The organism is Kitasatospora sp. NPDC001095, assembly GCF_053598615.1.
Map to the genome: position 1 here is coordinate 1 of NZ_JBSFKQ010000079.1, position 23,431 is coordinate 23,431.

Below are 23,431 nucleotides of genomic sequence, written 5' to 3' on the forward strand. Positions count from 1 at the left end.
CACGCTGTTGAGTTCTCAAGGAACGGACGCTTCCTTCGGACCGCCTTCCAGCGGACCCTCCGGGCTTCGTTCTTTCGTGTTTCCAGCTTATCAGATGTTTTCCGCCCCGTTTTCCGGAGGTTCATTCATCGGATTCGCTTTCCGCTTTGTCGCCCCGGTCTCCCGCGGCGACTCCGGAACTGTACGGGGACGGACCCGCCACATGCAAATCGCCCCTGCCCGGGCTCCCGGGCAGGGGCGATCTGTGCTGATCGGTGCCGATCGGAGCCGACCGGATCAGGGCCGGCCGGAGTCGGTCAGCGGACCTCGGTGATCTCCGGGCCACGCGCGAACGGGTCGAGCGAGGCGCCGCCGAAGCGGTTGTCGCCCTCACCGGCGGCAGCGGCCGCCCCGCCACCGTCGGCGACCATCTGCGCGTCCTCGGGAAGCTTCAGCACGATCGGGTCGCGCGGGGCCATCGGGGACTCGCCGCGCACGACGACCGTCTGGCGGAAGACCTGCTCCAGGATCCCGGCCATCTCCGGCTGCACCGCGGCCTGGCCCGAGATCACACCGCGCAGGAACCAGCGCGGACCGTCGCAGCCGACGAACCGCACCAGCTGCACACCCTGGGTGCCGTCCGGCAGCTGCACGGGGACCTGGGCGCGGAGGTGCCAGCCGAGCGGGCCCTCCTCCTCCTCGATGAGGCCGCCCTGCGAGGTGATGCCGTTGGCGATCTCCTCCCGGACCTCCCCCCAGATGCCCTCCGACTTCGGGGCCGCGAAGGCCTGGAGCTGGATGGCGCTGTTGCCGAGCACGAGGGTGGCGGCCACGATCGCGTCACCGGCGACCTCGACGCGCAGCTCCATGCCCTCGACGCCGGGGACCAGCAGACCCCCGAGGTCGACCCGCCCCTCCTCGGGGTTCTCCAGCTCGGAGTGGTCCCACGGACCGTCCGGCCGCGGGGCCGGCGGCAGGCCGACCTTGTCGGCCGGGTCCAGCTCGGTCACGTTCTCGCTCTCGGCGGAACCTTCGACGTCATCGGCCGTCTCGTCGGCGCTGATGGCGTCGTCGGCGAGCTGCTCGACAGCGTCCTCGCTCTTCTGGCGACGACGGAACACGGTCACTGTCCTTCCCGGTCCAAGACCGATGCGAATACCTGCTCGGCTTCCTGCGAGGCCGCGGGCATGCTAGACCGCGGCGTGGCCGCCGGTCGACCCGAACCCGCCCTCGGCGCGTGCCGACCCAGGCAGCTCCTCCACCTCGTGGAAGCGGGCCTTCTCGACCTGCTGGATGACCAGCTGGGCGATCCGGTCCCCTCGGCGGAAGCTGACCCCCTCGTGCGGGTCCAGATTGACGACGATCACCTTGATCTCTCCACGGTACCCGGCATCGACCGTCCCCGGGGCGTTCACGAGGGCAACGCCGCAACGAGCTGCCAGCCCGGACCGGGGGTGGACGAAGGCCGCGTAGCCGTCCGGCAGGGCGATCGCGACGCCGGTGGGCAGCACGGCCCGCTCCCCCGGGGCCAGCTCGGCGTCGACGGTGGTGCGCAGATCGGCACCGGCGTCCCCGGGCTGCGCGTACGCGGGCAGCGGCAGCTCGGGGTCGATGCGCTTGATCAGGACGTCCAGCTGCGGGCGGGGGGTGTCGCTCAAGGGTTCACCTCAAAGGCTCGTGCGCGCTTCATCAGATCCGGGTCGTCGAGGACCTTCTCGATGTCCTCGGGACGACCGTGCGTGGTGAAGTGTTCCAGTTTCACCTGGACGAAGAGGGCCTGGGCGCGCACCGCGACGGGCCCGTCCGGGCCGCCGATCCGCGCCTCGGCGGCGCTGTAGATCTTCCGTCCGTGCACGCCGGTGATCCAGGCGCGCAGGTGCAGCACCGAGTCGACGGGCACCGGGGAGAGGAAGTCGGTCTCCAGCCGGCCGGTCACGGCGGGGGCGTGCAGCAGCCAGTTGAGCGTTCCGAGGGTCTCGTCCATGGCGGTGGTCAGCAGCCCGCCGTGGGCCAGGCCGGGGCCGCCCTGGTGGGCGTCGCGGACGGTGAACTCGGCGGTCACGTCGAGTCCCTCGCCGGCGACCGCGTCGATCCGCAGGCCGCCGGGGTGCTGCGGGCCGCAGCCGAAGCAGTGCTCGTAGTGGGAGCCGAGCCGGGTGCCGGGGGCGGGCGCCTGGGGGTGGCGCTGCGGCAGGACGGCGTCCGGCGGCGGGGTGGTCGGGGTCGGCGGTGTGGCGGGCGCCGGCCGGTCGGTGGGGGTGCTGGGGGCTGTCGTACCGGTCACGGGGTCCAACCCTACCCAGGGGTAGTGGGCCCTCCGGTGGGGGTGGCGTCCCGGGCCGGACGTCAGGGCGACCACAATGGAGGGCATGTACGACGAACGCCTCACGGTGCCGCGTTCCTGGTGGCTGCTCCCGGTCGCGGTGGGTCTCACGCTCGCGCTGATCCTGATCCGGGTCAGTGGTCCGGCCGCGCTGATCGGGCTGGTGGTGGGCATCGCCGCCGGCGCGGTCGCGATCAGCAGCTACGGCTCGGCCCGCATCCGCGTGGTCCAGGGCTCGCTGGTGGCCGGCCCGGCCCGGATCCCGGTGGACGCGCTCGGCGGCGCGCAGGCGCTGAGCCCCGCCGAGGCGGCGGCCTGGCGCGGCCCGAAGGCCGATCCGCGCGCCTTCATGCTGCTGCGCAGCTACGTCCCGACGGCGCTGCGGATCGAGGTGACCGACCCGGCCGACCCGACGCCGTACCTCTATCTGTCGACCCGCTCGCCGATGAAGCTGGCGGAGGCGCTGGAGGACGCCCGGCGCGGCGCCCGCACCTGAGGCGGGCCCGGGCCGGACGAGAGCCGGCCGGCCCCGACACGAGCCGGCCGGAAGGGTCCGGACAAACGGAGAGGGACGGTTCCGCTGCTGCGGGACCGTCCCTACGACTTTGTCCTGACCGGTGTGCCGGCCGACTCCGTCCTCCCGGGCCCGTCCGACCGGACGGTTCCCGGATCTGCCGTCCGGCCCCGCTGCCCGGGGCCGGAAGGAGCGGTGTGCCGGTCCCGCGGGCGCAGCCGCGGGCACCGGGCCCTGTCCGCCGCGGTGCTCAGGCGCCGCAGTCCCGGCAGATCGGGTTGCCGTTCTTCTCGCTGTAGAGCTGGCTGCGGTGGTGCACCAGGAAGCAGCTCATGCAGGTGAACTCGTCGGCCTGCTTCGGCAGGACGCGGACGGCGAGCTCCTCGTTCGAGAGATCGGCGCCGGGAAGCTCCATGCCCTCGGCGGCGTCGAACTCGTCGACGTCGACAGAGCTGCCGCCCTTGTCGTTCCGCCGAGCCTTGAGCTCCTCGATGGAGTCCTCGTTGAGCTCGTCGTCGGTCTTGCGTGGGGTGTCGTAGTCGGTTGCCATTTTTCGCTCTCCCCCTCCGGGTTGTGCGGTGTGTGCGGTATCTCCAGCGCACGTAACGCATGGGGGGCCGGTCTTGTGCCCGACCCGAGGCGGAGATTTTGCCTTACTTCAAGCCCTGTTACTCAATCGACACTCAGCCCGGGCTCCATCGGGGTGATCCCCGGGGCTGCGGAAGGCCTCACGCTGGGCCATCGTCAGTCCTTCCCGAGCCCGGCGAACCGACCACGCACAGTGAGCGCGGCAGCCGCGTGCGTCTGTGGAATCCCTTGCCCACCAGGGATGCCGACCGATCCCGTGGACCGGCCGGCGGTCGGAATCCGGTCACGGACGGCGATCGACACCACTGATGGGGTGATAACTCTCCGAGGTCGCCCGAAATCGTGGAGCGACACGGTGTGAGCTTGGTCACGTTAAGAATCTTCCAGGGCAAACCACGGAAAATCCACCCAGTCCGACCGTTCGGTGCGGCGCCTCAGCCGGCGTTCTTCCGGGCTGCGCGACGCGCCAGCAGGGCGGCCTGGCGCTCCTCGAACTTCCGGGCCTGGCCGTCCAGCCCGTCCAGGAAGACGCCCAGCTCGTTCTGCGCCAGCAGGCCCTCCGGGCCGAGCCCGCCGATCTCCATCACCTTGAGGTGGCGCAGCACCGGCTGGAGCACGTCGTCGTGGTGGATGCGCAGGTTGTACACCCCGCCGAGGGCGATCTGCGCGGCGGCGCGCTCGAAGCCGGGGATTCCGTGGCCGGGCATCCGGAAGTTGGTGACCACGTCGGCGACGGCCCGCATGGCCTGATCCGGGGCGATCTCCAGGGCGGCCTTCAGGAGGTTCCGGTAGAAGACCATGTGCAGGTTCTCGTCGTTGGCGATCTTCGCCAGCAGCTGCTCGCAGAGCGGGTCTCCGGCGTACTTGCCGGTGTTGCGGTGCGCGATGCGGGTCGCGAGCTCCTGGAAGGCCACGTACGCGACCGAGTGCAGCATGCTGTGGGCGTTGTCGGACTCGAAGCCCTCCGACATGTGGTTCATCCGGGCCCGCTCCAGCTCCACCGGGTCGACGGCCCGGGTGGCGAGCAGGTAGTCGCGGATCGCTATCCCGTGGCGCCCCTCCTCGGCCGTCCAGCGGTGCACCCAGGTGCCCCAGGCGCCCTCGCGGCCGAACATGGTCGCGATCTCGTGGTGGTAGCTGGGCAGGTTGTCCTCGGTCAGCAGGTTCACCACCAGCGACACCCGGCCCACGGCCGTCACCTGGGACTGCTCGAGCGACCAGGCCTCGCCGCCCAGCACGCCGTCGAAGTCGCGGCCCTGGCTCCAGGGGACGAACTCGTGCGGCATCCACTCCCTGGCCACGCCCAGGTGGCGGTTGAGCTCCTTCTCGACGACCTCTTCGAGGGCGAGGATCAGCCGCGCGTCGGTCCAGCCGCTCGCGACGAGCGGGGAGCTGCTCTGCACAGGGGCGATGGTCACGGTCTTGCTCCTGAGGGGACGGCACGCGCTGGGACGGGCACGGCGCGCTGGATGGGGACACGTCTTTTCGCACCCGACGGCGGGCTGCCGACGGATTCACCTACGGTTGCGTAGGTTACGACACCGTAAGTTGATCGGGCCGGAAATGACAAGCCGCCCCCGCCAGGCCTTATGTCTTCTTGACGGACCTGACGGGGGCGGCTGGAAACGGTCGCCTGCGGAAGGGGCGTTGGACCCTTACGGAGAGGGGATGCGGACCCTCATGGTGAGGCCGCCGCCGGCGCGCGCGGTGGCCTCGATGGTGCCGCCGTGGGCGCGCACCACCGACCGGACGATGGACAGGCCAAGTCCGACCCCCTTGTCGCTGCGGGTGCGGTCGGCGCCCTTGACCCGACGGAACGGCTCGAAGATGTGCTCCAGCTCGTACCCGGGCACCACCGGGCCGGTGTTGGAGACCACCAGCTCGCCGCCGCCGGGCACCGCGGTGGTGGCCAGCTCGACCCAGCCGCCCGGGGAGTTGTAGCGGACGGCGTTCTGCAGCAGGTTGAGCGCGAGCCGCTCCAGCAGCACGCCGTTGCCGGCGGCCACGGCCGGATCGAGCTTCGCGCGCAGCTCGACCTCGCGCTTCTCGGCCTCGCCCCGGGTCTGCTCCAGCGCCCGGGTGGCCACCTCGGACAGCTCCACCGGGCGCCGGTCGGTCAGCGCGTTCTCGCTGCGGGCGAGCAGCAGCAGGCCCTCGACCAGCTGCTCGCTGCGCTCGTTGGTGGCCAGCAGGGTCTTGCCCAGCTGCTGGAGGTCGGGTGAGGCCGCCGGGTCGGAGAGCTGGACCTCCAGCAGGGTGCGGTTGATCGCCAGCGGGGTGCGCAGCTCGTGCGAGGCGTTGGCGACGAAGCGGCGCTGGGAGTCGAACGAGCGGTCCAGTCGGTCCAGCATGTCGTCGAAGGTGTCGGCGAGCTCCTTGAGCTCGTCGTCCGGGCCGTCCAGCTCGATCCGGCGGTGCAGGTCGGAGGAGGCGACGTCGCGGGCGGTGCGGGTGATCCGGCCGAGCGGGCGCAGCACCCGTCCCGCCATCGCGTAGCCCGCCGCGAAGGCGATCACGGCGAGGCAGACCAGCATGGTCAGCGACTTGCGCAGCAGGGTGTTGAGCGCGGAGTCGGAGCGCGCCAGGTAGTCGGCGGCCTGCCACTGGTTGAAGTCCGCGCTGTTCATGTTGCGGACGGCCCCGTCGGGGCTGGTGACCTGGATGTAGTTGTCGAAGCGCAGCTGGCGCGGGGCCAGGTACGAGACGGCGTCCTGGAAGAACACGTACATCAGGAGCAGCAGCACGACGCCGGCCATCAGGAACATCCCGCCGTACAGCAGGGTGAGCCGCATCCGGATGGTGGGGCGGAAGGGCAGCCAGGCGAGCATGCCGTCGCCGGGGACGTAGTGCCCCGGGCGGTGGACGCTCGGCGGGGCCAGGGGCTTCGGCGGGACGGCGCGCGGGCCGCCGGCGGGCGCGCCGGAGGGCCCGCCGGCCGGGGGCGGGGTGGTCATGATGGTCCTCTCGGGGCGTCCGCCGGGGCGGGCGCTCGCGGCGGGGAGTCGCGGGGTGGGCGGACTCCGGTCGTCAGATCCGGTAGCCGGAACCCGGCACGGTGACGATCACCGGCGGGTCGCCGAGCTTGCGGCGCAGCGTCATCACGGTGACGCGCACGACGTTGGTGAACGGGTCGGTGTGCTCGTCCCAGGCCTTCTCCAGGAGCTGTTCGGCCGAGACGACGGCGCCGCCGGCCCGCATCAGCACCTCCAGGACGGCGAACTCCTTGGGGGCGAGCTGGACGGTGCGTCCGTCGCGGATCACCTCGCGCCGCCCGGGGTCGAGCGAGATGCCGGCGCGCTCCAGCACCGGGGGCAGCGGGATGGTCGCGCGGCGGCCCAGCGCCCTTACCCGGGCGACGAGTTCACTGAAGGCGAACGGCTTCGGAAGGTAGTCGTCCGCGCCGATCTCCAGGCCCTCGACCCGGTCGCTGATGTCTCCGGAGGCGGTCAGCATGATCACCCGGGTGGCCAGGCCCTGCTCGACCACCTTGCGGCAGACGTCGTCCCCGTGGACCAGCGGAAGGTCGCGGTCCAGGACGACGACGTCGTAGTCGTTGACCGCGATGCGCTGGAGCGCGGCCTCCCCGTCGTACACCACGTCGACGGCCATCGCCTCGCGGCGCAGGCCGGTCGCGACGGCCTCGGCAAGCAGCTGCTCGTCCTCGACGACGAGAACCCGCACGGTCGTTGTCCCTTCTCCAGGCCGGCCCCGGAAGCGGACGCACGGCTCCGACGGTGCCTCCATCCTGCCTGGTCCGGCGGTAAAGCAGCGATAAGCTGCCCCACGGGCACGGCCCCCGGGTCCCCGGTGGTGACCGTTCGCATCCGCACCACTCCGCTTGGACTGTGACACAGGCAACTTTCTTCCGCCGGGAGGTTTCCCGGCCTCGGGGGCGGGGAGGACAGCTGCACACCCGCGATCTGGCTGACGGCCGGTCGCACCCACCCGCCGTGCGTTCATCCGCGCCGGCCCTGGGGCTGGGACATCACCGGCAGCGGTCCGTGGCCGCTCCGCACCCCGTCCGGAGATTCACCACCTTCCGGCTTGGGTGCTTTCACCGGCTGGACCTCCTCAGGGCGGAGAGCGCACGACCGTGCACGTCCGACACAGTAAGGGGGCCCGTATGGACGCCTTCAAGGCCGGAATCCTGCAGCGCATAGCCAACGCCGAGCAGGACCTGCACCGAGCGATCGAGGCCGGGGACGAGTTCCTCGCCGAGGTGGAGCAGTCCGAGCTGGACGACCTCCGCCGACTCGCCGCCGAGCACGGCGTGGACACGGTGCTGGAGCGCCACCGCACCGCTGCCTGACCCGTCCGGCACACCGACCCGTCGCCGGATCTCCGGCACCAGCGGCCCTGCGGGGGCCGTGCGAAACCCAGGCCCTGACATCCCCCGTGTGTCAGGGCTCTTCGCATGTCCGGTTCCGCCGCGCCGCGCCCGTGGTCCGCGGGCGGGCGCGGCGGAACCGGTCAGTCCGCCCAGGCGCGCAGCGCGGCCAGCCGCTCCTGGAGCGGCTCGTACACCCCGGGGGCGGCGGCCACGGTCAGCTCGCCGTCCGGGCCGTGCCCGGGGCGGCCGCCGACCAGGGCGCCGGCCTCGGTGGCGATCAGGCAGCCGGCGGCCCGGTCCCAGGGGGCCAGGCCGCGCTCGTAGTAGCCGTCCAGCCGCCCGGCGGCGACGTCGCACAGGTCCACTGCGGCCGCCCCGCCCCGGCGGACGTCCCGCACCTCCGGCATGAGCGCCAGCAGCACCTCGGCCTGCCGGACCCGCACCGACTGGACGTAGTTGAAGCCGGTGGCGATCAGCGCCTGGCCCCACGGCGGGGCCGGGCGGACCGAGAGCGGGCGGCCGCCGAGGCGGGCACCACGGCCCAGGACGGCGTGGAACAGCTCGCCGCGGACCGGGGCGTACACCACGCCGACGACCGCCCGGCCGTCCACCTCGGCGGCCACGCTGACCGCCCAGGAGGGCAGCCCGTAGAGGTAGTTGACCGTTCCGTCGAGCGGGTCCACGACCCAGCGGACCCCGCTGGTGCCCGGCCGCTCGGCGCCCTCCTCGCCGAGGTAGCCGTCCTCCGGGCGGCGGTCAGCGATCAGCTCCAGGACGAGCTTCTCGGAGGCGAGGTCCATCTCGGTGACCACGTCGACCGGGCTGGACTTGGTGCCGGCCACGCCGAGGTCGGCGGGCCGGCCGTCGCGCAGCAGGGCGCCGGCCTGCCGGGCCGCGTCCAGGGCGACCTCCAGCAGGTCGTCGAGGAGCCGGTCGTCGGGCAGGGCGGGGGTGGGCACGGGTTCTCCTCCGGGGCGACGGGACGACGGGACGACGGGGCCCGCGGGACGGACGGGGCCGGCAGGTCCGGCGGGACGGACAGGACGGGCGGAGCCGGCGGTCAGCGCTCGGCGACGGCCGGACGCGGGGCGCGCGGGTTGGGGCAGCAGGCCACCGCGCACACGTCGTGGCTGGGGCCGAGGGTGCCGAGGGCGCAGCGGGTCACCGGCTCGCCGCGCTCGGTGGCGGCCCGCTCCAGGACGAGCTCGCGCACCGCGGCGGCGAACCGGGGGTCGGCGCCGACGGTGGCGGCGCGGGCCACCGGCAGGCCGAGTTCGGCGGCCTTGGCGACGGCCTCGGTGTCGAGGTCGTACCTGACCTCCATGTGGTCGGAGACGAAGCCGATCGGGACCATCACCACGGCGGGCGCCCCGTCGGTCCGCTGGGCCTCCAGGTGGTCGCAGATGTCGGGTTCCAGCCACGGGATGTGCGGGGCCCCGCTGCGGCTCTGGTACACCAGCTCCCACGGCCGGTCGGCCACGCCGGTGCGCTCGGCCACCGCGGCGGCGATCAGCCGGGCCACGTCCAGGTGCTGGGCGACGTACGCGCCGCCGGGCTCGCCGCGGGCCGGGTCGTCCGGGGCGCCGGAGCTCTCGGCCATGGTCTCCGGGATGGAGTGGGTGGTGAACGCCAGCCGGGCGCCGGGGCGGACGGCCTCGGCCAGCCGGTCCAGGGCGGCCAGGGTGGCGTCGATCATGGGCTGGACGAAGCCGGGGTGGTTGTAGAAGTGCCGCAGCTTGTCGACCCGCAGGGCGGGCACGCCCTCCTCGGCCAGCGTGGCCAGCGCGTCGGCCAGGTTCTCCCGGTACTGGCGGCAGCCCGAGTAGCCGGCGTAGGCGCTGGTGGCGAGCACGGCGATCCGGCGGTGGCCGTCGGCGGCCAGCTCGCGCAGGGCGTCGACCAGGTAGGGCGCCCAGTTCCGGTTGCCCCAGTAGATCGGCAGGTCCAGCCCGTTCTCGGCGAAGTCCTTGCGCAGCGCGGCGAGCAGCTCGCGGTTCTGCCCGTTGATCGGACTGACCCCGCCGAACATGAAGTAGTGCTTGCCCACCTCCTTCAGCCGCTCCTTGGGGATGCCGCGGCCGCGGGTGACGTTCTCCAGGAACGGGACGACGTCCTCGGGGCCCTCGGGCCCGCCGAAGGACAGCAGCAGCAGGGCGTCGTACGGGGCGGCGCCGGACGGTGAGGGATTGCGCGCGTCGGACATGGCACCGATCCTGCCACTGAGGGGGCGGGTGCCGTCCCCGGGGCCGCGCGGGCGTCCGGAAAATACCGTTTGCCAACGTACGTAAGCTGTGTTTGCCAGGCTTGTTCCTTACTCCCCCCTGCCCGGAGCTCCCGTGCTGTCCAGCTACCGCCAGATATTCGCCTCCCCCGGCACTCTGGCCTTCTCCTCCACCGGCTTCGTCTCCCGGCTGCCGATCTCCATGACCGGGATCGGCATCGTGACCATGCTGTCCCAGCTCCGAGGCTCCTACGGGGTGGCGGGCCTGGTCTCGGCCTGCCTCGCGATCTCCGCCGCGGTCCTCGGCCCGCAGGTCTCCCGCCTGGTGGACCGACACGGCCAGCGAAGGATCATCGTCCCCGCCATGGCGATCACCGTCGTCGCGGTCACCGGCCTGCTGCTCTGCGCCCGCCTGGAGGCCCCGGACTGGACGCTGTTCGTCTTCGCCGCCGGCATGGGCGTGATGCCGAGCACCGGCGCGATGGTCCGCGCCCGCTGGGCCCACCTCTACCGCGAGGAGACCGGCAAGCTGCACACCGCCTACTCCTTCGAGGCCGTGGTCGACGAGGTCTGCTTCATCGTCGGCCCGATCCTCTCCATCGGCCTGGCCACCTCCGTCTTCCCCGAGGCCGGCGTGCTGCTGGCCGGGATCTTCCTCGCCGTCGGCGTCCTGCTGTTCGCCGGGCAGCGCTCCACCGAGCCGCCGATCCACCCGGCCGCCCGGCACGAGGGCGGCTCGGTGATCCTCAACCGCGGCCTCCAGGTGCTGATCGTGACCTTCGTCGCCACCGGTGCGATCTTCGGCTCGGTCGAGGTGGTCACCGTCGCGTACGCCGAGGCCCAGGGCCACAAGTCGATCTCCAGCGTGATCCTCGCCCTGTGGGCGCTCGGCTCCTGCCTGGCCGGGGTGGTCTTCGGGACCCTCAAGCTCACCGGTTCGATGGCGGTGCGCTTCCTCGGCGGCGTCCTGTTCATGGCCGTCAGCATGGTCCCGCTGCTGCTGGTCGCCCACGCGGTGCACGGCATCGGCGGACTGGTCGCGGTCGGCGCGGCGCTGCTGATCGCCGGCATCGCCATCTCCCCCACCCTGATCACCGCGATGGCCCTGGTCGAACGGCTCGTCCCGGCCTCCCAGCTGACCGAGGGCATGACCTGGACCACCACCGGCCTGGCCCTCGGCGTCGCGGTCGGCTCCTCGGCCGCCGGCTGGGTGGTCGACGCCTCCGGCGCCGCCGCGGGCTACTGGGTGCCGCTGGCCGCCGGCCTGCTCGGGGTGGTCGCCGCCCTCGCCGGCCTCGGCCGGCTGCGCGCCGGACTGGCCGCCGCACCCGGCGTCGAGACGGCCGTCCAGGAGGCCGAACGGACCGTAGACGCCGAACGGTGAACTGACTAGTCTCTCGCCCTACCCACGGGGCTACCTGTGGGTAGGGCGGCCGCGCCGCCCCCGACCGCGCCGACCCGTTCGGCCACGGAGCAGGAGGCAGCGCAATGCCCCAGGCCAGCACCGCGACCCCCACCCGGTGGACCAACTGGGCCGGCAACCAGAGCGCCCGGCCCGCCCGGGCCGCCGCCCCCGGCACCGTGGAGGAGCTGGCCAAGGAGATCCTGCGGGCCGCCGAACAGGGCCGCACCGTCAAGGCCGTCGGCTCCGGCCACTCCTTCACCTCGATCGCCTCCGCCGGTGACGGCGTCCAGATCCGCCCGCACGCGCTCACCGCTGTCCGCGGGATCGACCGCGAGGCCGGCACCATCACCGTCGAGTCCGGCCTCCCGCTGCACCGGCTCAACCGGGTCCTCGCCGCCGAGGGCCTCTCGCTGACCAACATGGGCGACATCGAGGTCCAGACCGTGGCCGGCGCCACCAGCACCGGAACCCACGGCACCGGCCGCGACTCCGGCTCGCTGGCCGCCCAGATCCGCTCCCTGGAGATCGTCCTCGCCGACGGCACCGTCCGGCACTGCTCCCCCACCGAGAACCCCCGGCTCTTCCAGGGCGCGCGGCTCGGACTCGGTGCCCTCGGCGTGATCACCGCGCTCACCTTCGGCGTCGAGCCCGCCTTCCTGCTCACCGCACACGAGCAGCCGATGGGCTTCGACGAGGTGCTGGAACGCCTGGACGACCTCACCGCCGTCAACGAGCACTTCGAGTTCTACTGGTTCCCGCACACCGACCGCTGCTCCACCAAGCGCAACAACCGCAGCCAGGGCCCGGCCGCCCCACTGCCCCGGTTCAAGGAGTGGCTGGAGGACGACTTCCTCTCGAACACGGTCTGGGAGGGCGCCTGCCGGGTCGGCCGGCGCTTCCCCGGCTCGATCCCCTCGATCGCCTCGCTGGCCAGCCGGGCCTGGTCCGAGCGCAGCTTCACCGACACCGCGTACAAGGTGTTCACCAGCCCGCGCAAGGTCCGCTTCGTGGAGATGGAGTACGCCGTGCCGCGCGCGGCCGTCGGCGAGGTGCTGCGCGAACTGAAGGCCCTGGTCGAGCGCTCCGGCTGGAAGGTCAGCTTCCCGGTCGAGGTGCGCTTCGCCCCCGCCGACGACCTCTGGCTCTCCACCGCCTCCGGCCGGGACAGCGCCTACATCGCCGTCCACCTCTACCGGGGCACCGCCGACCAGGGCTACTTCACCGGCGTCGAACAGCTGATGACCGCCCATCAGGGACGGCCGCACTGGGGCAAGCTGCACACCCGCGACGCCGCGTACCTGGCCGGCGTCTACCCGCACTTCGCCGACTTCACCGCGCTGCGCGACGAGGTCGACCCGCAGCGGGTGTTCGGCAACGACTACCTGCGCCGGGTGCTGGGCGCCTAGCGCCTACGGCGTGTCGGCGGCCGGCGGGGCCTTCGCGGGTTCGTTCGCGGGCTCCTTCACCGGATCCCTCGCCGGGTCCTTCGCCGGCGCGTCGCCCGACGCCGGCGGCTGCGGGCTCGCCCCGCCGGTGGGCCTGCCGCCACCCGCCGACGGGGAGGCGCCGGCCGACGGGGTCGCGCTCGGGCCCGCCGAGGGCGAGGCCGACCCCGCGCCGGTGCCCGGCGTGTCGCCCGGCTCCCGGCTCGGCCCGGTGGTCGCCGGGGCCGAGGTGCCGCCGGACGGCGCGCCGCCCTGGCCGGGCCGGCCGCCCGGGGAGGGTCGGTCCGCCGGGGCGTCCTGCGGCCGGGAGGACTTGGGCGCCACCGAGCCGCCGAAGGACGTGCCGCTGCCGGATCCGCCCTTGACCGTCGCCGACACCGGCTGCCCGGTGGCGAGTTCGAACGCCAGGATCGGCGTCATCGCCAGCACGAAGACCAGCCCGGACACCGCCGCGTACGTCTTCCAGCCCCACCGCCGACGCGCCCGGACCACCTGCGGCTCGTTCCACTCCGAGGTGATCACCGGCGGCTGCGCCCGCGTCCCGGGCCGCTCGGCCTCCACCGGCACCTGGCGCAGGGTGTTGGCGGCCTGGTTCGGCCCCCGGTCCACCGCCTCGCGCAGCTGCTCGCCGGTCCGCTTGAAGATGTGCTGGAACACGGCGCTGCCGGTGGTGGCGCCGACACTCACCACGGCGGCGCCCAGGATCGTGCCGTACACCCCCAGTTCGGAGGCCAGCAGCGCACCCACCACCGTGGCCAGCGCACTCGCCGCGACCTGAGCCACACTCAGATCGATGCGCCTGCGCTCCTCCTTGGCCTTGCCGCCCTCCTCGGCGGGGCTCCGCTCCGGCATCAACATCCCTCGGTCCATGCGACTGTTCTTCGAACAAGACTCTCCATCTTGCCCAAAGAAGGACACAAGGGGCGAAAATGCGGTTCTTCGCACCGGGATTGTGTGAAGATGATCACCGTCCATCCGGCAGTGGTCCGCCATTGGGGGAGCGCGCTCTTGAGATTCCCGTGAATCGCGGGAGACTTGAGCGGCGAGCCGCCCCTCTGGATGCCACGAATGGAGTACTGTTCGTAAAGCCCGAGCCTTGGGTCGACTTGTCGACTACGTCTACACCGGTAGCTTGACGGGGAGCCACGGAACGGGCACGCACGGCGACGCCCGTCCCGGATCGTCGCGTTCACTGCGCGTGCGAGGACGGCCGGGACACCCAGGCGCGACGTCGACGGATGGCGTGGCAAAAAGGCAACCGTGCCACAGCGGCGTGCGCGGGCGTAAGCCCGACACGCCGGGGAACTCAGCAAGGTTGTGGCCAGTCGCGAGTGGGCAGGCCACACTCAGTACGGGAGCAGCGACGCAGGTGACGTCGGCAGGCACCACCCGGGAGGTAACCGTGCCCGAACTGCGGGTTGTGGCCGTCAGCAACGACGGCACACGGCTGGTGCTCAAGGCTGCCGACAGCACGGAGTACACCCTTCCCATCGACGAGCGGCTGCGCGCCGCCATCCGCGGCGACCGGCCGCGCCTCGGCCAGATCGAGATCGAGGTCGAGAGCCATCTGCGCCCCCGGGACATCCAGGCCCGGATACGAGCCGGTGCCTCCGCCGAGGAGGTCGCCCAGGCCGCCGGGATCTCCGTCGACCGCGTCCGCCGCTTCGAGGGCCCGGTGCTCGCCGAGCGCGCCTTCATGGCCGAGCGCGCCCGCAAGACCGCCATCCGCCGCAACGGCGAGTCCCCCGGACCGCAGCTCGGCGAGGCCGTGGCCGAGCGGCTCGCGCTGCGCGGCGCCGAGAAGGACACCGAGCGCTGGGACTCCTGGCGGCGCGACGACGGCACCTGGGAGGTCATCCTCTCCTACCGGGCCGACGGCGAGGGCCGCAGCGCGTCGTGGACGTACGACCCGCCCCGGCGCCTGGTCCAGCCCAACGACGACGAGGCCCGCGCGCTGATCGGCGAGAACGTCGAGCGCGAGGAGGAGTCGGTCTTCCCGTTCATCCCGCGGATCGCCCGGCTCCCCCAGGACCGGCCGCCCCGCCCGATGATCGACCGGCCCTCGGCCGACCGCATCATGTCGGCCCGCGAGGTCCGCGAGTCGCGGGAGGCCACCGCCGAGTCCCGGGACTCGCTGACCAGCCTGCTCGACGTGGTCCCCGCCTTCCGCGGCGACCTCGCCGTCGGCGCCCCCGCCTCGATCGAACCGGTACCCGCCGAGGTCGCCGAGGACGGGGAGGAGCCGGCGGCAACGGCCGCCCCGGCGGTCGGCGCGGGCTCGGCCTACGCCGACATCCTGATGCCGCGCGCCGTCGCCCCGCACCGCGAGCGCCTGGTCGGCACCACCGACCGGCAGGCCGAGGCGGACGGCGTCCGGCCCGGGCGCCGGGCCACCGTGCCCAGCTGGGACGAGATCGTCTTCGGCAGCCGGCGCAAGAAGCAGGAGTAGCAGGACGCCGAAGGGGCGGGAGGCCGGGCCTCCCGCCCCTTCGGCGTACCCGGGGATCAGCCCGGCTGCCCGGTGACCGCCACCGGGCGCGCCTCGTCGCTCGACCACTCGCTCCACGAGCCCGGGTACAGCGTGGCCGGCAGACCCGCCACCTCCAGCGCCAGGATCTGGTGCGCAGCCGTCACGCCCGAACCGCAGTACACCGCGGTCTCCCGCTCCCCCGCGCCCAGCGCCCTGAAGCGGGCGGCCAGCTCGGGCGCCGGCAGGAACCGGCCGTCCGGGCCCACGTTGTCGGCCGTCGGCGCCGAGACCGCGCCCGGGATGTGCCCGGCCCGCGGGTCCACCGGCTCGGCCTCGCCCCGGTAGCGCTCCCCGGACCGGGCGTCCAGCAGCAGGCCTCCGCGCGCCCAGGCCGCGGCACCGTCCCCGTCCACCGTCGGCAGCTGCCCCGGCACCGGCTTGAAGTCGCCCTCCGCGGGCTCCGGCAGCTCGGCCGTCACCGGCAGCCCGGCCTCCCGCCAGGCCGCGAAGCCGCCGTCCAGCACCCGCACGTCCCGGTGCCCGGCCCAGCGCAACAACCACCAGGCCCGGGCCGCCGCCATCGAGGCCGCGCCGTCGTACACCACGACCGGGCGCCGCGCGCTCACCCCGAAGCGGCGCATCGCCGCGCCGAACCCCTCCGGGTCCGGCAGCGGGTGGCGCCCACCCCGGCCGGGGGCGCCGGGCGGGGCCGCCAGGTCCCGGTCCAGCTCGACGAAGTGGGCGCCCGGCAGGTGGCCGGCCCGGTACTCCTCGGCCGCGGTCGGGCCGCCCGGTGCGGCGCCGACCAGCTGGTAGCGCACGTCCAGCAGCACCGGCGGCAGCGCGGAGGCCAGCGCCTCCCGCAGCCCGGCCGCGGAGATCAGCGGGGAACCGTCGTTGTAGGTGGTGGTCATGGCGGCCATTGTCGCGCAGCGCGGGTGTCCGGCGGCGGGACATCCGGCTCCCCGCCGTGGTCCGACCGCCGAAAGCGGGGCATCCGGCTCGCAGCCGTGGTCCGACCGCCGGAATCCGACGGAATCCGCAGCGACACGCCCGAACCACCGCTCTTTGTGGGGTCTTTGCCGGACTTTCCGCGCGGCCCGAGGGTTGGGCGCCCGCCAGGGTGGAAGCATCACCCTCGCGCCCGAGGATTTCCGTGCGCCAACCACCCACGAGGAGGCCCGCATTGCCCGCGGTGGAACTCCGACTGGCCCAGGGCACGCCCTGCTGGGTCAGCCTGCTGACCGATGACCTGCCCGGCGCCCGCGCCTTCTACGGCGCCCTGCTCGGCTGGACGTACACCCCCGGCCCGGGCCAACTCGGCGACTACGTCCGGGCCGAGCTCGACGGGGCGCCGGTGGCCGGCCTCGGCGTCTCCACCGCCACCGGCTTCCCGGTGCAGTGGACCACCTACTTCGCCGTCGACGACGCCGACCGCACCGCCCAGCTGGTCCGCGCGTGCGGCGGCACCGTCGCCGTCGGGCCGCTCCAGGCCGAGCGTGCCGGGCGGATGGCCATCGCCTCCGACGTCTCCGGCGCGGTCTTCGGCCTCTGGCAGGGCGAGGAGCACCTCGGCCGGGAGGCCGGGCGCGAACCGGGCGCCCCGGCCTGGGCCGAACTGCTCACCCCCGACGCGCCGGGTGCGGCCACCTTCTACGCCACCGTGCTCGACCGCCCGGTCCGCTCCACCCCGGAGGAGAGCGCGCTGCTGGTACACGGGCAGCCGGTCGCCGGCATCCGGCACCGCGCCGAGCTGCGCGGCCACCCGCCGCGCTGGCGCACCCACTTCGCGGTCCACGACGCCGCGCTGACCGCCCGGCGCACCGTCGAACTCGGCGGCCGGGTCCTGGTCGAACCGCAGGACACCGCCCGCGGCCGCGCCGCCCGGCTGGCCGACCCGCAGGGCGGGCACTTCTCCGTACTGGAGGTGCTCCCCTAGATCCCTGGACGGCTCCGGCTGGACCCGGGACGGCTTCGGATCCCGGGCCCGCGGTGGACTCAGGCCTGCTGCTCCTCGAAGGGCAGCACGTCCGGGGAGAGCACCGAGGCGCGCGCAGTCGCGGCGGTCAGCCGGCGGCGGTGGTGGCGGCGGCACAGCACCTCGTAACCGACCTCGTCCCGGGCCACCGAGATGTCGCCGATCACCACCTGGGCGCCCTCGACCACCATCACCCCGCCGACCGTCCGGGCGTTGTGGGTGGCCCGCGCGCCGCACCAGCACAGCGCCTCGACCTGGAGCACCTCCACCCGGTCGGCCAGCTCGATCAGCCGCTGCGAGCCGGGGAACAGCCGGGTGCGGAAGTCCGTGGTGATGCCGAAGGTGTAGACGTCGATGTCCAGTTCGTCCACCACCCGGGCCAGCTGGTCGACCTGCTCGGCCGCGAAGAACTGGGCCTCGTCGCAGATCAGGTAGTCCACCCGGCCGCCGGCCGAGAGCCGGTGCACCACGTGGGCGTGGAAGTCGAAGTCGTCCGTCACCTCGACCGCGTCCGCGCGCAGGCCCAGCCGGCTGGAGATCGTCGCCGCGCCCGCCCGGTCGTTGCGGGTGAGGATCACGCCCTGTCGGCCGCGCGCGGTGTGGTTGTGGTCCATCTGCAGCGCCAGCGTCGACTTGCCGCAGTCCATCGTGCCCGAGAAGAACACCAGTTCAGCCATGGGTGGAGCAAGGGCCTTTCAAATCAGGGGAGTTCGGGCACAGAAGAGTCAAGTGAGCGGATCAGCCGCGGATTTCGAGCAGCGGCACGAACTGCTCGACCGGAGTCATCGAACCATGCAGACCGATCATCGCGGACTCGCCGGGCTCGTTGCGGGAGGCGACGATCGCGATGTCGTCGCGCGCCGCGGCGACCACGTCGCCGATCCGGGCGTACACCCGGTCGTCCACCACCGGGCCGAACCAGCCCGCCGCGATCGCCTGGTCCCGGGTGGCCACCCACATCCGGTCGCCCAGCACCTCGCTCCACACCGTGTGCACGTCGGCCGCCGCCCCCGGCACCGCGTACACGTGCCGGGCCCGGCCCTCGCCGCCGAGCAGGGCGACACCGGCGCCCAGCTCCCAGTCCTCGTCGAAGTCGATCCGGTCCTCCGGCGCGATGTCGATCATGCCGTGGTCGGCCGTCACGTACATCGCCGAGCGCGGCGGCAGCTGCTCGGCCAGCCGGCGCGCCAGCCGGTCCACCGCGTCCAGCGTCATCCGCCACTCGTCCGAGTCCACCCCGAAGCGGTGGCCCGCGCCGTCCAGCTCGCTGACGTAGGTGTACACCAGCGCCCGGTCGTGCTCGGCCAGCCAGGCGGCCGCCTGGTCCATCCGCTCCTCGCCCGTGGTGCGGCCCATGAAGGTGCCGCCGGACAGCGCCACCCTGGTCAGCGGGGTCTGCGCGAACAGCGGGGACGAGACCTGCGCCGTCGCCACCCCGGCCTCGTGGGTGCGCTCGAAGACCGTCGGGTACGGCTGCCAGGCGTGCGGGTCGGTCGGCGGCTGCCAGCGGAGCTGGTTCATCAGGTAGCCGGCGCCCGGCACCGCCACGGTGTACCCGGCCAGGCCGTGCAGGCCCGGTGGCGTACCCGTGCCCACCGAGGCCAGCGAGGTCGCCGTGGTGGACGGGAAGCCCGCGGTCAGCGGACGGCCGCTGCCCCCCAGCGAACTCCCGGCGAGCGAGGACAGGAACGGCGCGTACTCGGGGTGGCGCAGCAGCAGCTCCCAGCCCAGGCCGTCCACCAGGAACACCACCACCCGGTCCGCCGGGGCGATCGGGAGCGTCGCGGTGAACCCGGGAACGCCGAGCCCCGCCGCCACCGACGGCAGCAGGTCGCAGAGCGAGCCGCTGCCGTACGGGGGTGCGGGGGCCGTGGCCGGGTCGAGGATCTCGAAGGCGTCGAAGCCGTCGGCAGGAACGAAGGACATGGAACCGGATTCGTAGCGGGCGGAAACGGCGGCGATCAGACGGCGGCGATCAGACCCGCGGGCCGTTGTTGATCGTCGCGTCGGACAGCGCCCGGGCGAACACCAGCGCCTGGGCCACCGTCTCCGGGCCGTCACCGGCCTCGCTCACCCGCAGCGAGAGGTCGTCGGCCGTGGCGGAACCGGTGTAGCCGTGGTCCGCCTCGCAGTTCGGGTCCGAGCAGCCGGCCGGCTCCAGGTCCAGGCGCTGCACCGCGCCCCAGCCGATCGTCAGCACCACCTCGCGCGGCAGGGTGCCCGGGGTGTACGTCTCCGGGTTGGCCACCATCCGGCTCACCACGACCGAGCCGATCCGGTCCAGTCGGACGCTCTCCGTCGACGTCGTCGCGAACGGCACCGCCGGGCTGCCCTCGGCGCCGGACTGCTCGTCGGTGTGGCTCACCACGAACCGGGTCGGGGTGAGCACCAGCACCGTCACGTGCCGACGCACCTCGTTGGCGTCGAAGGTCGTCTCCTGGTGCACCAGGTAGGAGCTGATCGGCTCCGGGCCCACCGCGGACTCGACCGCCTCGGACACCAGGGCCGGGTAGTAGCCGCTGCGCTCGATCGCCGAGCGCAGGTCCTGAGTGGTGGTGGTACCGGTCTTCGCCATATCTCCATCCTGGCATGGTCCGCCGACGAAGCGGGCGGCACGGCGCCGAGCTTCGGACAACAGCGCCCGGGCAGGGCGCAACCAAGGAAGGTTACAGCGTGCTCATGGCGCGCGGACCCAGATCGCTGCGGACCGGCAGTGGTGCGACCCGCACCCGCGCCCCCAGGATCGCCAGTCCGTGCGGGGCCACGACCACCGGTTCGAGATCCACCGAGGCGATCTCCGGCACGTCGTCCACCAGCTGCGACACCCGCAGCAGCAGCTCCTCCAGCGCGTCGGTGTCCACCGCCTCGGCCCCGCGCCAGCCGAACAGCAGCGGCGCGGCCCGGACCTCCCGGATCAGCCCGGCGACGTCCTGGTCGGTGGCCGGAACCAGCCGGTGCGCGGTGTCGCCCAGCAGTTCGGCCGGGGCGCCCGCCAGACCGAAGGACAGGATCGCGCCGACCGCCGGGTCCACCGTGGCGGCGATCACGGTGTCCACCCCGCGCGGTGCCATCCGCTGGACCACCAGGTCGGCCGGCGCGGCGCCGCCGAGCAGCGCGTCCAGCTCGCGGTGGGCGCGGCGCAGGCCCGCCTCACCGGTCAGGTCCAGCCGGACGCTGCCCAGGTCGGGGCGGTGGCGCAGGTGCGGGGCGGTCGCCTTCAGCGCCACCGGGTAGCCGAGCGTCCCGGCGGCCCTGACGGCGGCCTCCTCGTCCGGGGCCGGCAGCACCGGCGAGACGTCGATCCCGTAGCGGGCCAGCAGTTCCTGCGCCTCGGCCTCGGACAGGGTGATCCGGGCGCCGCCGGGCTGGGTGCGCAGCAGGACGGTGCGGCGCGTAGCGCCTCGGGCAAGGGTGGTGGTGGGCGACGGGCGGGCGGCGGCCCGGGTGCTCAGCGCCGCCTCCACCAGCCGGCGGGCGCCGGGCTCGTCGATCCGGTCCAGCTCCGGGACGCGTGCCGTCTCCTCCGCCTCGGCCGTACGGCGGCGCCACTGCGCGTAGTGCACGGCGTGGGCGAGGGCGTGCACGGCCCGTTCGGGCGCCGCGTACGCGGGGATGCCGCCGGGGCGCAACCGGGCCGGCAGGTCGGTCAGCGCCAGGTGGGTGAGCAGCAGCGGCTTGCCCAGCTCCCGGGCGCGGTGGCCGGCGTCGAGGAGGGCGGCGGCGATCTCCGGGTCGTCCGAGCCCATCGCGGGGTCGTCCTCGCCGGTCAGCCGGCCGCCCATGAAGGCGTGGGCGGAGGTGCCGATCGGCGGGATGGCGACGGCGATCACCGCGTCCACGGCCGGGTCGGCGAGGGCGACGTCCAGGGCGATCCGGAAGTTCTCGCCGGTCGCGGCGGTGGTGAGGTCGACGGGCGTGCGCGGGCGCAGGCCGGCGCTCAGCAGCGCGTCGTAGGTGAGCAGGCCGAGCGAGTCGGAATTGCCGACCACCGCGACCCGGTTGCCCGGCGGCAGCGGTTGCTGGGCCAGCAGCTCGCCGGTGTCGTACAGCTCGGTGATGGTCGACACCCGGGTGACGCCGGCCTGTTCGAACAGCGCGTCCACGGTGGCGTCGCGCAGACCGGTGGCGGTGGCGGGGACGGCGTGGCCGGGCGGCAGGCTGCCGGTGTGCCGGGCGCCCTTGACCACCACGACCGGCTTGACGGCGGCGAGGCGGCGGGCGATCCGGGTGAACTTGCGCGGGTTGCCGAAGGACTCCAGGTACAGCAGCACCACCTGGGTGGCCTCGTCCTCGGCCCAGTACTGGAGGAAGTCGTTGCCGGAGACGTCGGCGCGGTTGCCGACCGACGCGAACGAGGAGACGCCGAGGCCGCGCTTGTGGGCGGCCTCCAGCAGGGCCACACCGATCGCGCCGGACTGGCAGAAGATCCCGAAGCCGCCGCGGCCGGGCAGCCGTGGGGCGAGCGAGGCGTTCAACGGGCGCTGCGGGTCGGTGTTGATCAGGCCGAAGGCGTTCGGGCCGATCACCCGCATGCCGGCCGCGCGGGCCTGACGGACCAGCGCGCGCTGGCGGTCCCGGCCCTCCGGGCCGGTCTCCGCGTAGCCGGCGGTGACCACCACCAGGCCCTGCACCCCGTGGGCGCCGCAGTCGGCGACGGCGGCCGGGACGGCGCCCTCGGGGACGGCGATCACCGCGAGGTCCACCGGCCCGGGAATGTCCAGAATCGAACGGTGGACCGGAACGCCGTCCAGCTCGGTGCCGGGTACGGCGTTGCGGTTCACCGCGTACACCGGGCGGTCGGCCCGGGCGTCGTCGCCCAGCAGGTCGCGCAGGATGGCGCGGCCGACGGTCTGCGGGGTGCGGGAGACCCCGATCACCGCCACCGAGCGCGGGGTGAGCAGCCGCTGCACCGAACGTGCCTCGGCGCGGTGCTCGCGGGCGCGCATCACGGCGAGCGAGCGGTCGGTCTGTTCGAGGTCGAACTCCAGGTGCACCACGCCGTCGGCGAAGCTGCGGTGCTGGGTGTAGCCGGCGTCGGTGAAGACCTTCACCATCTTCCGGTTCTCCGGCAGCACTTCGGCCTGGAAGCGGCGGATGCCGCGCTCCTGCGCGACCGCCGCGATGTGCTCCAGCAGGGCGGAGGCCACGCCGCGGCCCTGGTGGGCGTCCTGCACCAGGAAGGCCACCTCGGCGTCGGTGCCGGTGTCGGAGGGACGGCCCTCGGCGTCGATCCGGTCGTAGCGGACGGTGGCGATGAAGCGGTCCCGGACCACCACCGCGAGGCCGACCCGGTTCACGAAGTCGTGGTGGGTGAAGCGGCGGACGTCCTTGTCGGAGAGCCGCGGGTAGGGGGCGAAGAACCGGAAGTACTTGGACTGGTCCGACACCTGCTCGTAGAACTCCACGAGCCGTCCGGCGTCGTCGGGCGTGATCGGACGGATCCGGGCCGTGCCTCCGTCGCGCAGCAGGACGTCCGCTTCCCAGTGCTGCGGGTAGTCGGGTTGCTCGGGGCTCGCCACCGCGGGGTCTTCCACATTCGTCAGGTTATCCGGCAATGAGCCGGATGGCGCCGGACGCGTGCCCACGGCAGGGTGGACAGGACCATCGACCGGGTTTTATGCCCCGAAAAGAAACAATCACAACTCCTGAACGCAGCGGTTCCCAGGGGCCACCTGCGTGCAACACTGGTCTAGACAACATGGCCGCTTCCCCCGCTCCCCCGAGCACGGCCGTGACCAGCTTCACCGGAAAGGCACGTCTCATGGCTGAGCGCCGCGTCACCATCGGTTGGGCCGAGGGCCTGCACGCCCGTCCCGCCTCCGTCTTCGTCCGGGCCGTCACGGCCACCGGCGTGCCGATCACCATCGCCAAGCCGGGCGGCAATCCGGTCAACGCCGCCTCCATGCTCGGCCTCCTCGGCCTGGGCGCCCAGGGCGGCGACGAGGTCATCCTCGCCTCCGACGCCGAGAACGCCGACGACGCCCTCGACCGCCTCGCCAAGCTGGTCTCCGAGGGCCTCGACGAGCTCCCCGCCGCGGTCTGAGCTCGCAACACCCACCCGATCGGGGTGCGACGGCGGTGGTTCCTTGCAGTACTCGGAGGCGAGGTACTTGGCCATGCCGGCCTCGAGGTCGTTGCGCTCGCCGCTGTCCTTCTTTCGGGCGGCCATGACCATCAT

At 73.4% G+C, this 23,431-nt stretch carries 22 protein-coding genes; 7 read left to right on the forward strand and 15 right to left on the reverse strand.

The features are described 5' to 3' along the window. Positions 1-296 precede the first annotated feature (296 nt). From ACWDBB_RS34735 to ACWDBB_RS34745, 3 genes are all read right to left on the reverse strand, one after another. Positions 297-1,100 carry a DUF3710 domain-containing protein gene (locus ACWDBB_RS34735; protein WP_449793399.1) on the reverse strand — a complete coding sequence of 268 codons (804 nt, stop codon included), beginning with the start codon at positions 1,098-1,100 and terminating at the stop codon, positions 297-299. 69 nt (positions 1,101-1,169) lie between these two features. Next, positions 1,170-1,637 carry a dUTP diphosphatase gene (gene dut / locus ACWDBB_RS34740; protein WP_224282986.1) on the reverse strand — a complete coding sequence of 156 codons (468 nt, stop codon included), beginning with the start codon at positions 1,635-1,637 and terminating at the stop codon, positions 1,170-1,172. Then, entirely contained in the window at positions 1,634-2,263 is a 630-nt protein-coding gene (locus ACWDBB_RS34745) for a PaaI family thioesterase (RefSeq protein ID WP_449793400.1), read from the reverse strand. Before ACWDBB_RS34745 ends, dut begins: the two co-directional genes overlap by 4 nt. 85 nt (positions 2,264-2,348) lie before the next feature. Here ACWDBB_RS34745 and ACWDBB_RS34750 point away from each other — a divergent pair, with 85 nt between their 5' ends. Continuing rightward, positions 2,349-2,798: a DUF3093 domain-containing protein gene (locus ACWDBB_RS34750; RefSeq protein WP_402416375.1), complete on the forward strand. Its 450-nt coding sequence runs from the start codon at positions 2,349-2,351 to the stop codon at positions 2,796-2,798. A gap of 268 nt (positions 2,799-3,066) precedes the next feature. Here ACWDBB_RS34750 and ACWDBB_RS34755 read toward each other — a convergent pair whose 3' ends face one another. The 4 genes from ACWDBB_RS34755 to ACWDBB_RS34770 all read right to left on the reverse strand — a co-directional run bounded on the left by ACWDBB_RS34755 (position 3,067) and on the right by ACWDBB_RS34770 (position 7,085). Beyond that, entirely contained in the window at positions 3,067-3,366 is a 300-nt protein-coding gene (locus tag ACWDBB_RS34755) for a DUF4193 domain-containing protein (protein ID WP_030285479.1), read from the reverse strand. A gap of 472 nt (positions 3,367-3,838) precedes the next feature. Then, complete coding sequence (locus ACWDBB_RS34760; RefSeq protein ID WP_449793401.1) at positions 3,839-4,822, reverse strand: acyl-ACP desaturase; 984 nt, start codon at positions 4,820-4,822, stop codon at positions 3,839-3,841. 237 nt (positions 4,823-5,059) lie between these two features. Further along, positions 5,060-6,358: a sensor histidine kinase gene (locus ACWDBB_RS34765; RefSeq protein WP_449793402.1), complete on the reverse strand. Its 1,299-nt coding sequence runs from the start codon at positions 6,356-6,358 to the stop codon at positions 5,060-5,062. A gap of 73 nt (positions 6,359-6,431) precedes the next feature. Further along, positions 6,432-7,085, reverse strand: coding sequence for a response regulator transcription factor (locus ACWDBB_RS34770; protein ID WP_030057689.1), 654 nt, complete (start codon positions 7,083-7,085; stop codon positions 6,432-6,434). Positions 7,086-7,527: 442 nt separating this feature from the next. On the opposite strand from ACWDBB_RS34770, the gene ACWDBB_RS34775 reads away from it, so the two are divergent. Then, positions 7,528-7,713, forward strand: coding sequence for a hypothetical protein (locus ACWDBB_RS34775; RefSeq protein ID WP_030057688.1), 186 nt, complete (start codon positions 7,528-7,530; stop codon positions 7,711-7,713). Positions 7,714-7,874: 161 nt separating this feature from the next. On the opposite strand, the gene ACWDBB_RS34780 is transcribed toward ACWDBB_RS34775, so the two are convergent. Both ACWDBB_RS34780 and ACWDBB_RS34785 read right to left on the reverse strand, forming a co-directional pair. Beyond that, complete coding sequence (locus ACWDBB_RS34780) at positions 7,875-8,693, reverse strand: inositol monophosphatase family protein (RefSeq protein ID WP_449793403.1); 819 nt, start codon at positions 8,691-8,693, stop codon at positions 7,875-7,877. A gap of 101 nt (positions 8,694-8,794) precedes the next feature. Beyond that, a complete protein-coding gene (locus ACWDBB_RS34785; RefSeq protein WP_449793404.1) occupies positions 8,795-9,937 on the reverse strand; it encodes a ferrochelatase in 1,143 nt (380 codons plus the stop codon). A 133-nt stretch (positions 9,938-10,070) separates the two neighbouring features. Between ACWDBB_RS34785 and ACWDBB_RS34790 the strand changes: the two genes are divergently transcribed. Next, on the forward strand, positions 10,071-11,339 hold the full coding sequence (locus tag ACWDBB_RS34790) for an MFS transporter (RefSeq protein WP_449793405.1): 1,269 nt from the start codon (positions 10,071-10,073) through the stop codon (positions 11,337-11,339). 104 nt (positions 11,340-11,443) lie between these two features. Continuing rightward, positions 11,444-12,766, forward strand: coding sequence for a D-arabinono-1,4-lactone oxidase (locus ACWDBB_RS34795; protein ID WP_449793406.1), 1,323 nt, complete (start codon positions 11,444-11,446; stop codon positions 12,764-12,766). 3 nt (positions 12,767-12,769) lie between these two features. On the opposite strand, the gene ACWDBB_RS34800 is transcribed toward ACWDBB_RS34795, so the two are convergent. Then, positions 12,770-13,657 carry a hypothetical protein gene (locus ACWDBB_RS34800; RefSeq protein WP_449793407.1) on the reverse strand — a complete coding sequence of 296 codons (888 nt, stop codon included), beginning with the start codon at positions 13,655-13,657 and terminating at the stop codon, positions 12,770-12,772. Between the two features lie 517 nt (positions 13,658-14,174). Between ACWDBB_RS34800 and sepH the strand changes: the two genes are divergently transcribed. Next, positions 14,175-15,254, forward strand: coding sequence for a septation protein SepH (gene sepH / locus ACWDBB_RS34805; RefSeq protein WP_449793408.1), 1,080 nt, complete (start codon positions 14,175-14,177; stop codon positions 15,252-15,254). Between the two features lie 56 nt (positions 15,255-15,310). Here sepH and ACWDBB_RS34810 read toward each other — a convergent pair whose 3' ends face one another. After that, positions 15,311-16,189 carry a sulfurtransferase gene (locus ACWDBB_RS34810; RefSeq protein WP_449793409.1) on the reverse strand — a complete coding sequence of 293 codons (879 nt, stop codon included), beginning with the start codon at positions 16,187-16,189 and terminating at the stop codon, positions 15,311-15,313. 281 nt (positions 16,190-16,470) lie between these two features. Here ACWDBB_RS34810 and ACWDBB_RS34815 point away from each other — a divergent pair, with 281 nt between their 5' ends. Further along, entirely contained in the window at positions 16,471-17,214 is a 744-nt protein-coding gene (locus tag ACWDBB_RS34815; RefSeq protein WP_449793412.1) for a VOC family protein, read from the forward strand. A gap of 59 nt (positions 17,215-17,273) precedes the next feature. Here the strand turns inward: ACWDBB_RS34815 and ACWDBB_RS34820 are convergent, their stop codons facing one another. The 4 genes from ACWDBB_RS34820 to ACWDBB_RS34835 form a co-directional block, all read right to left on the reverse strand. Next, on the reverse strand, positions 17,274-17,930 hold the full coding sequence (locus ACWDBB_RS34820; RefSeq protein ID WP_392883724.1) for a thymidine kinase: 657 nt from the start codon (positions 17,928-17,930) through the stop codon (positions 17,274-17,276). Between the two features lie 61 nt (positions 17,931-17,991). Beyond that, positions 17,992-19,179 carry an alkaline phosphatase family protein gene (locus ACWDBB_RS34825; protein WP_449793410.1) on the reverse strand — a complete coding sequence of 396 codons (1,188 nt, stop codon included), beginning with the start codon at positions 19,177-19,179 and terminating at the stop codon, positions 17,992-17,994. A gap of 49 nt (positions 19,180-19,228) precedes the next feature. After that, positions 19,229-19,828, reverse strand: a complete 600-nt coding sequence (locus ACWDBB_RS34830) for a DUF5998 family protein (protein ID WP_392883721.1) — start codon at positions 19,826-19,828, stop codon at positions 19,229-19,231. Between the two features lie 91 nt (positions 19,829-19,919). After that, positions 19,920-22,787, reverse strand: coding sequence for a bifunctional acetate--CoA ligase family protein/GNAT family N-acetyltransferase (locus ACWDBB_RS34835; RefSeq protein ID WP_449793411.1), 2,868 nt, complete (start codon positions 22,785-22,787; stop codon positions 19,920-19,922). Between the two features lie 227 nt (positions 22,788-23,014). Between ACWDBB_RS34835 and ACWDBB_RS34840 the strand changes: the two genes are divergently transcribed. Continuing rightward, a complete protein-coding gene (locus tag ACWDBB_RS34840; RefSeq protein ID WP_359817494.1) occupies positions 23,015-23,296 on the forward strand; it encodes an HPr family phosphocarrier protein in 282 nt (93 codons plus the stop codon). The last annotated feature ends 135 nt before the right edge of the window (positions 23,297-23,431 follow it).

Excerpts from the sequence above, each read along its gene's own strand:
- ACWDBB_RS34750 (WP_402416375.1), top strand. The coding sequence starts at position 2,349 with ATGTACGACGAACGCCTCACGGTGCCGCGTTCCTGGTGGCTGCTCCCG.
- ACWDBB_RS34755 (WP_030285479.1), bottom strand. The coding sequence starts at position 3,366 with ATGGCAACCGACTACGACACCCCACGCAAGACCGACGACGAGCTCAAC.
- ACWDBB_RS34765 (WP_449793402.1), bottom strand. The coding sequence starts at position 6,358 with ATGACCACCCCGCCCCCGGCCGGCGGGCCCTCCGGCGCGCCCGCCGGC.
- ACWDBB_RS34775 (WP_030057688.1), top strand. The coding sequence starts at position 7,528 with ATGGACGCCTTCAAGGCCGGAATCCTGCAGCGCATAGCCAACGCCGAG.
- ACWDBB_RS34785 (WP_449793404.1), bottom strand. The coding sequence starts at position 9,937 with ATGTCCGACGCGCGCAATCCCTCACCGTCCGGCGCCGCCCCGTACGAC.
- ACWDBB_RS34795 (WP_449793406.1), top strand. The coding sequence starts at position 11,444 with ATGCCCCAGGCCAGCACCGCGACCCCCACCCGGTGGACCAACTGGGCC.
- ACWDBB_RS34800 (WP_449793407.1), bottom strand. The coding sequence starts at position 13,657 with ATGCCGGAGCGGAGCCCCGCCGAGGAGGGCGGCAAGGCCAAGGAGGAG.
- ACWDBB_RS34810 (WP_449793409.1), bottom strand. The coding sequence starts at position 16,189 with ATGACCACCACCTACAACGACGGTTCCCCGCTGATCTCCGCGGCCGGG.
- ACWDBB_RS34820 (WP_392883724.1), bottom strand. The coding sequence starts at position 17,930 with ATGGCTGAACTGGTGTTCTTCTCGGGCACGATGGACTGCGGCAAGTCG.
- ACWDBB_RS34825 (WP_449793410.1), bottom strand. The coding sequence starts at position 19,179 with ATGTCCTTCGTTCCTGCCGACGGCTTCGACGCCTTCGAGATCCTCGAC.
- ACWDBB_RS34830 (WP_392883721.1), bottom strand. The coding sequence starts at position 19,828 with ATGGCGAAGACCGGTACCACCACCACTCAGGACCTGCGCTCGGCGATC.
- ACWDBB_RS34840 (WP_359817494.1), top strand. The coding sequence starts at position 23,015 with ATGGCTGAGCGCCGCGTCACCATCGGTTGGGCCGAGGGCCTGCACGCC.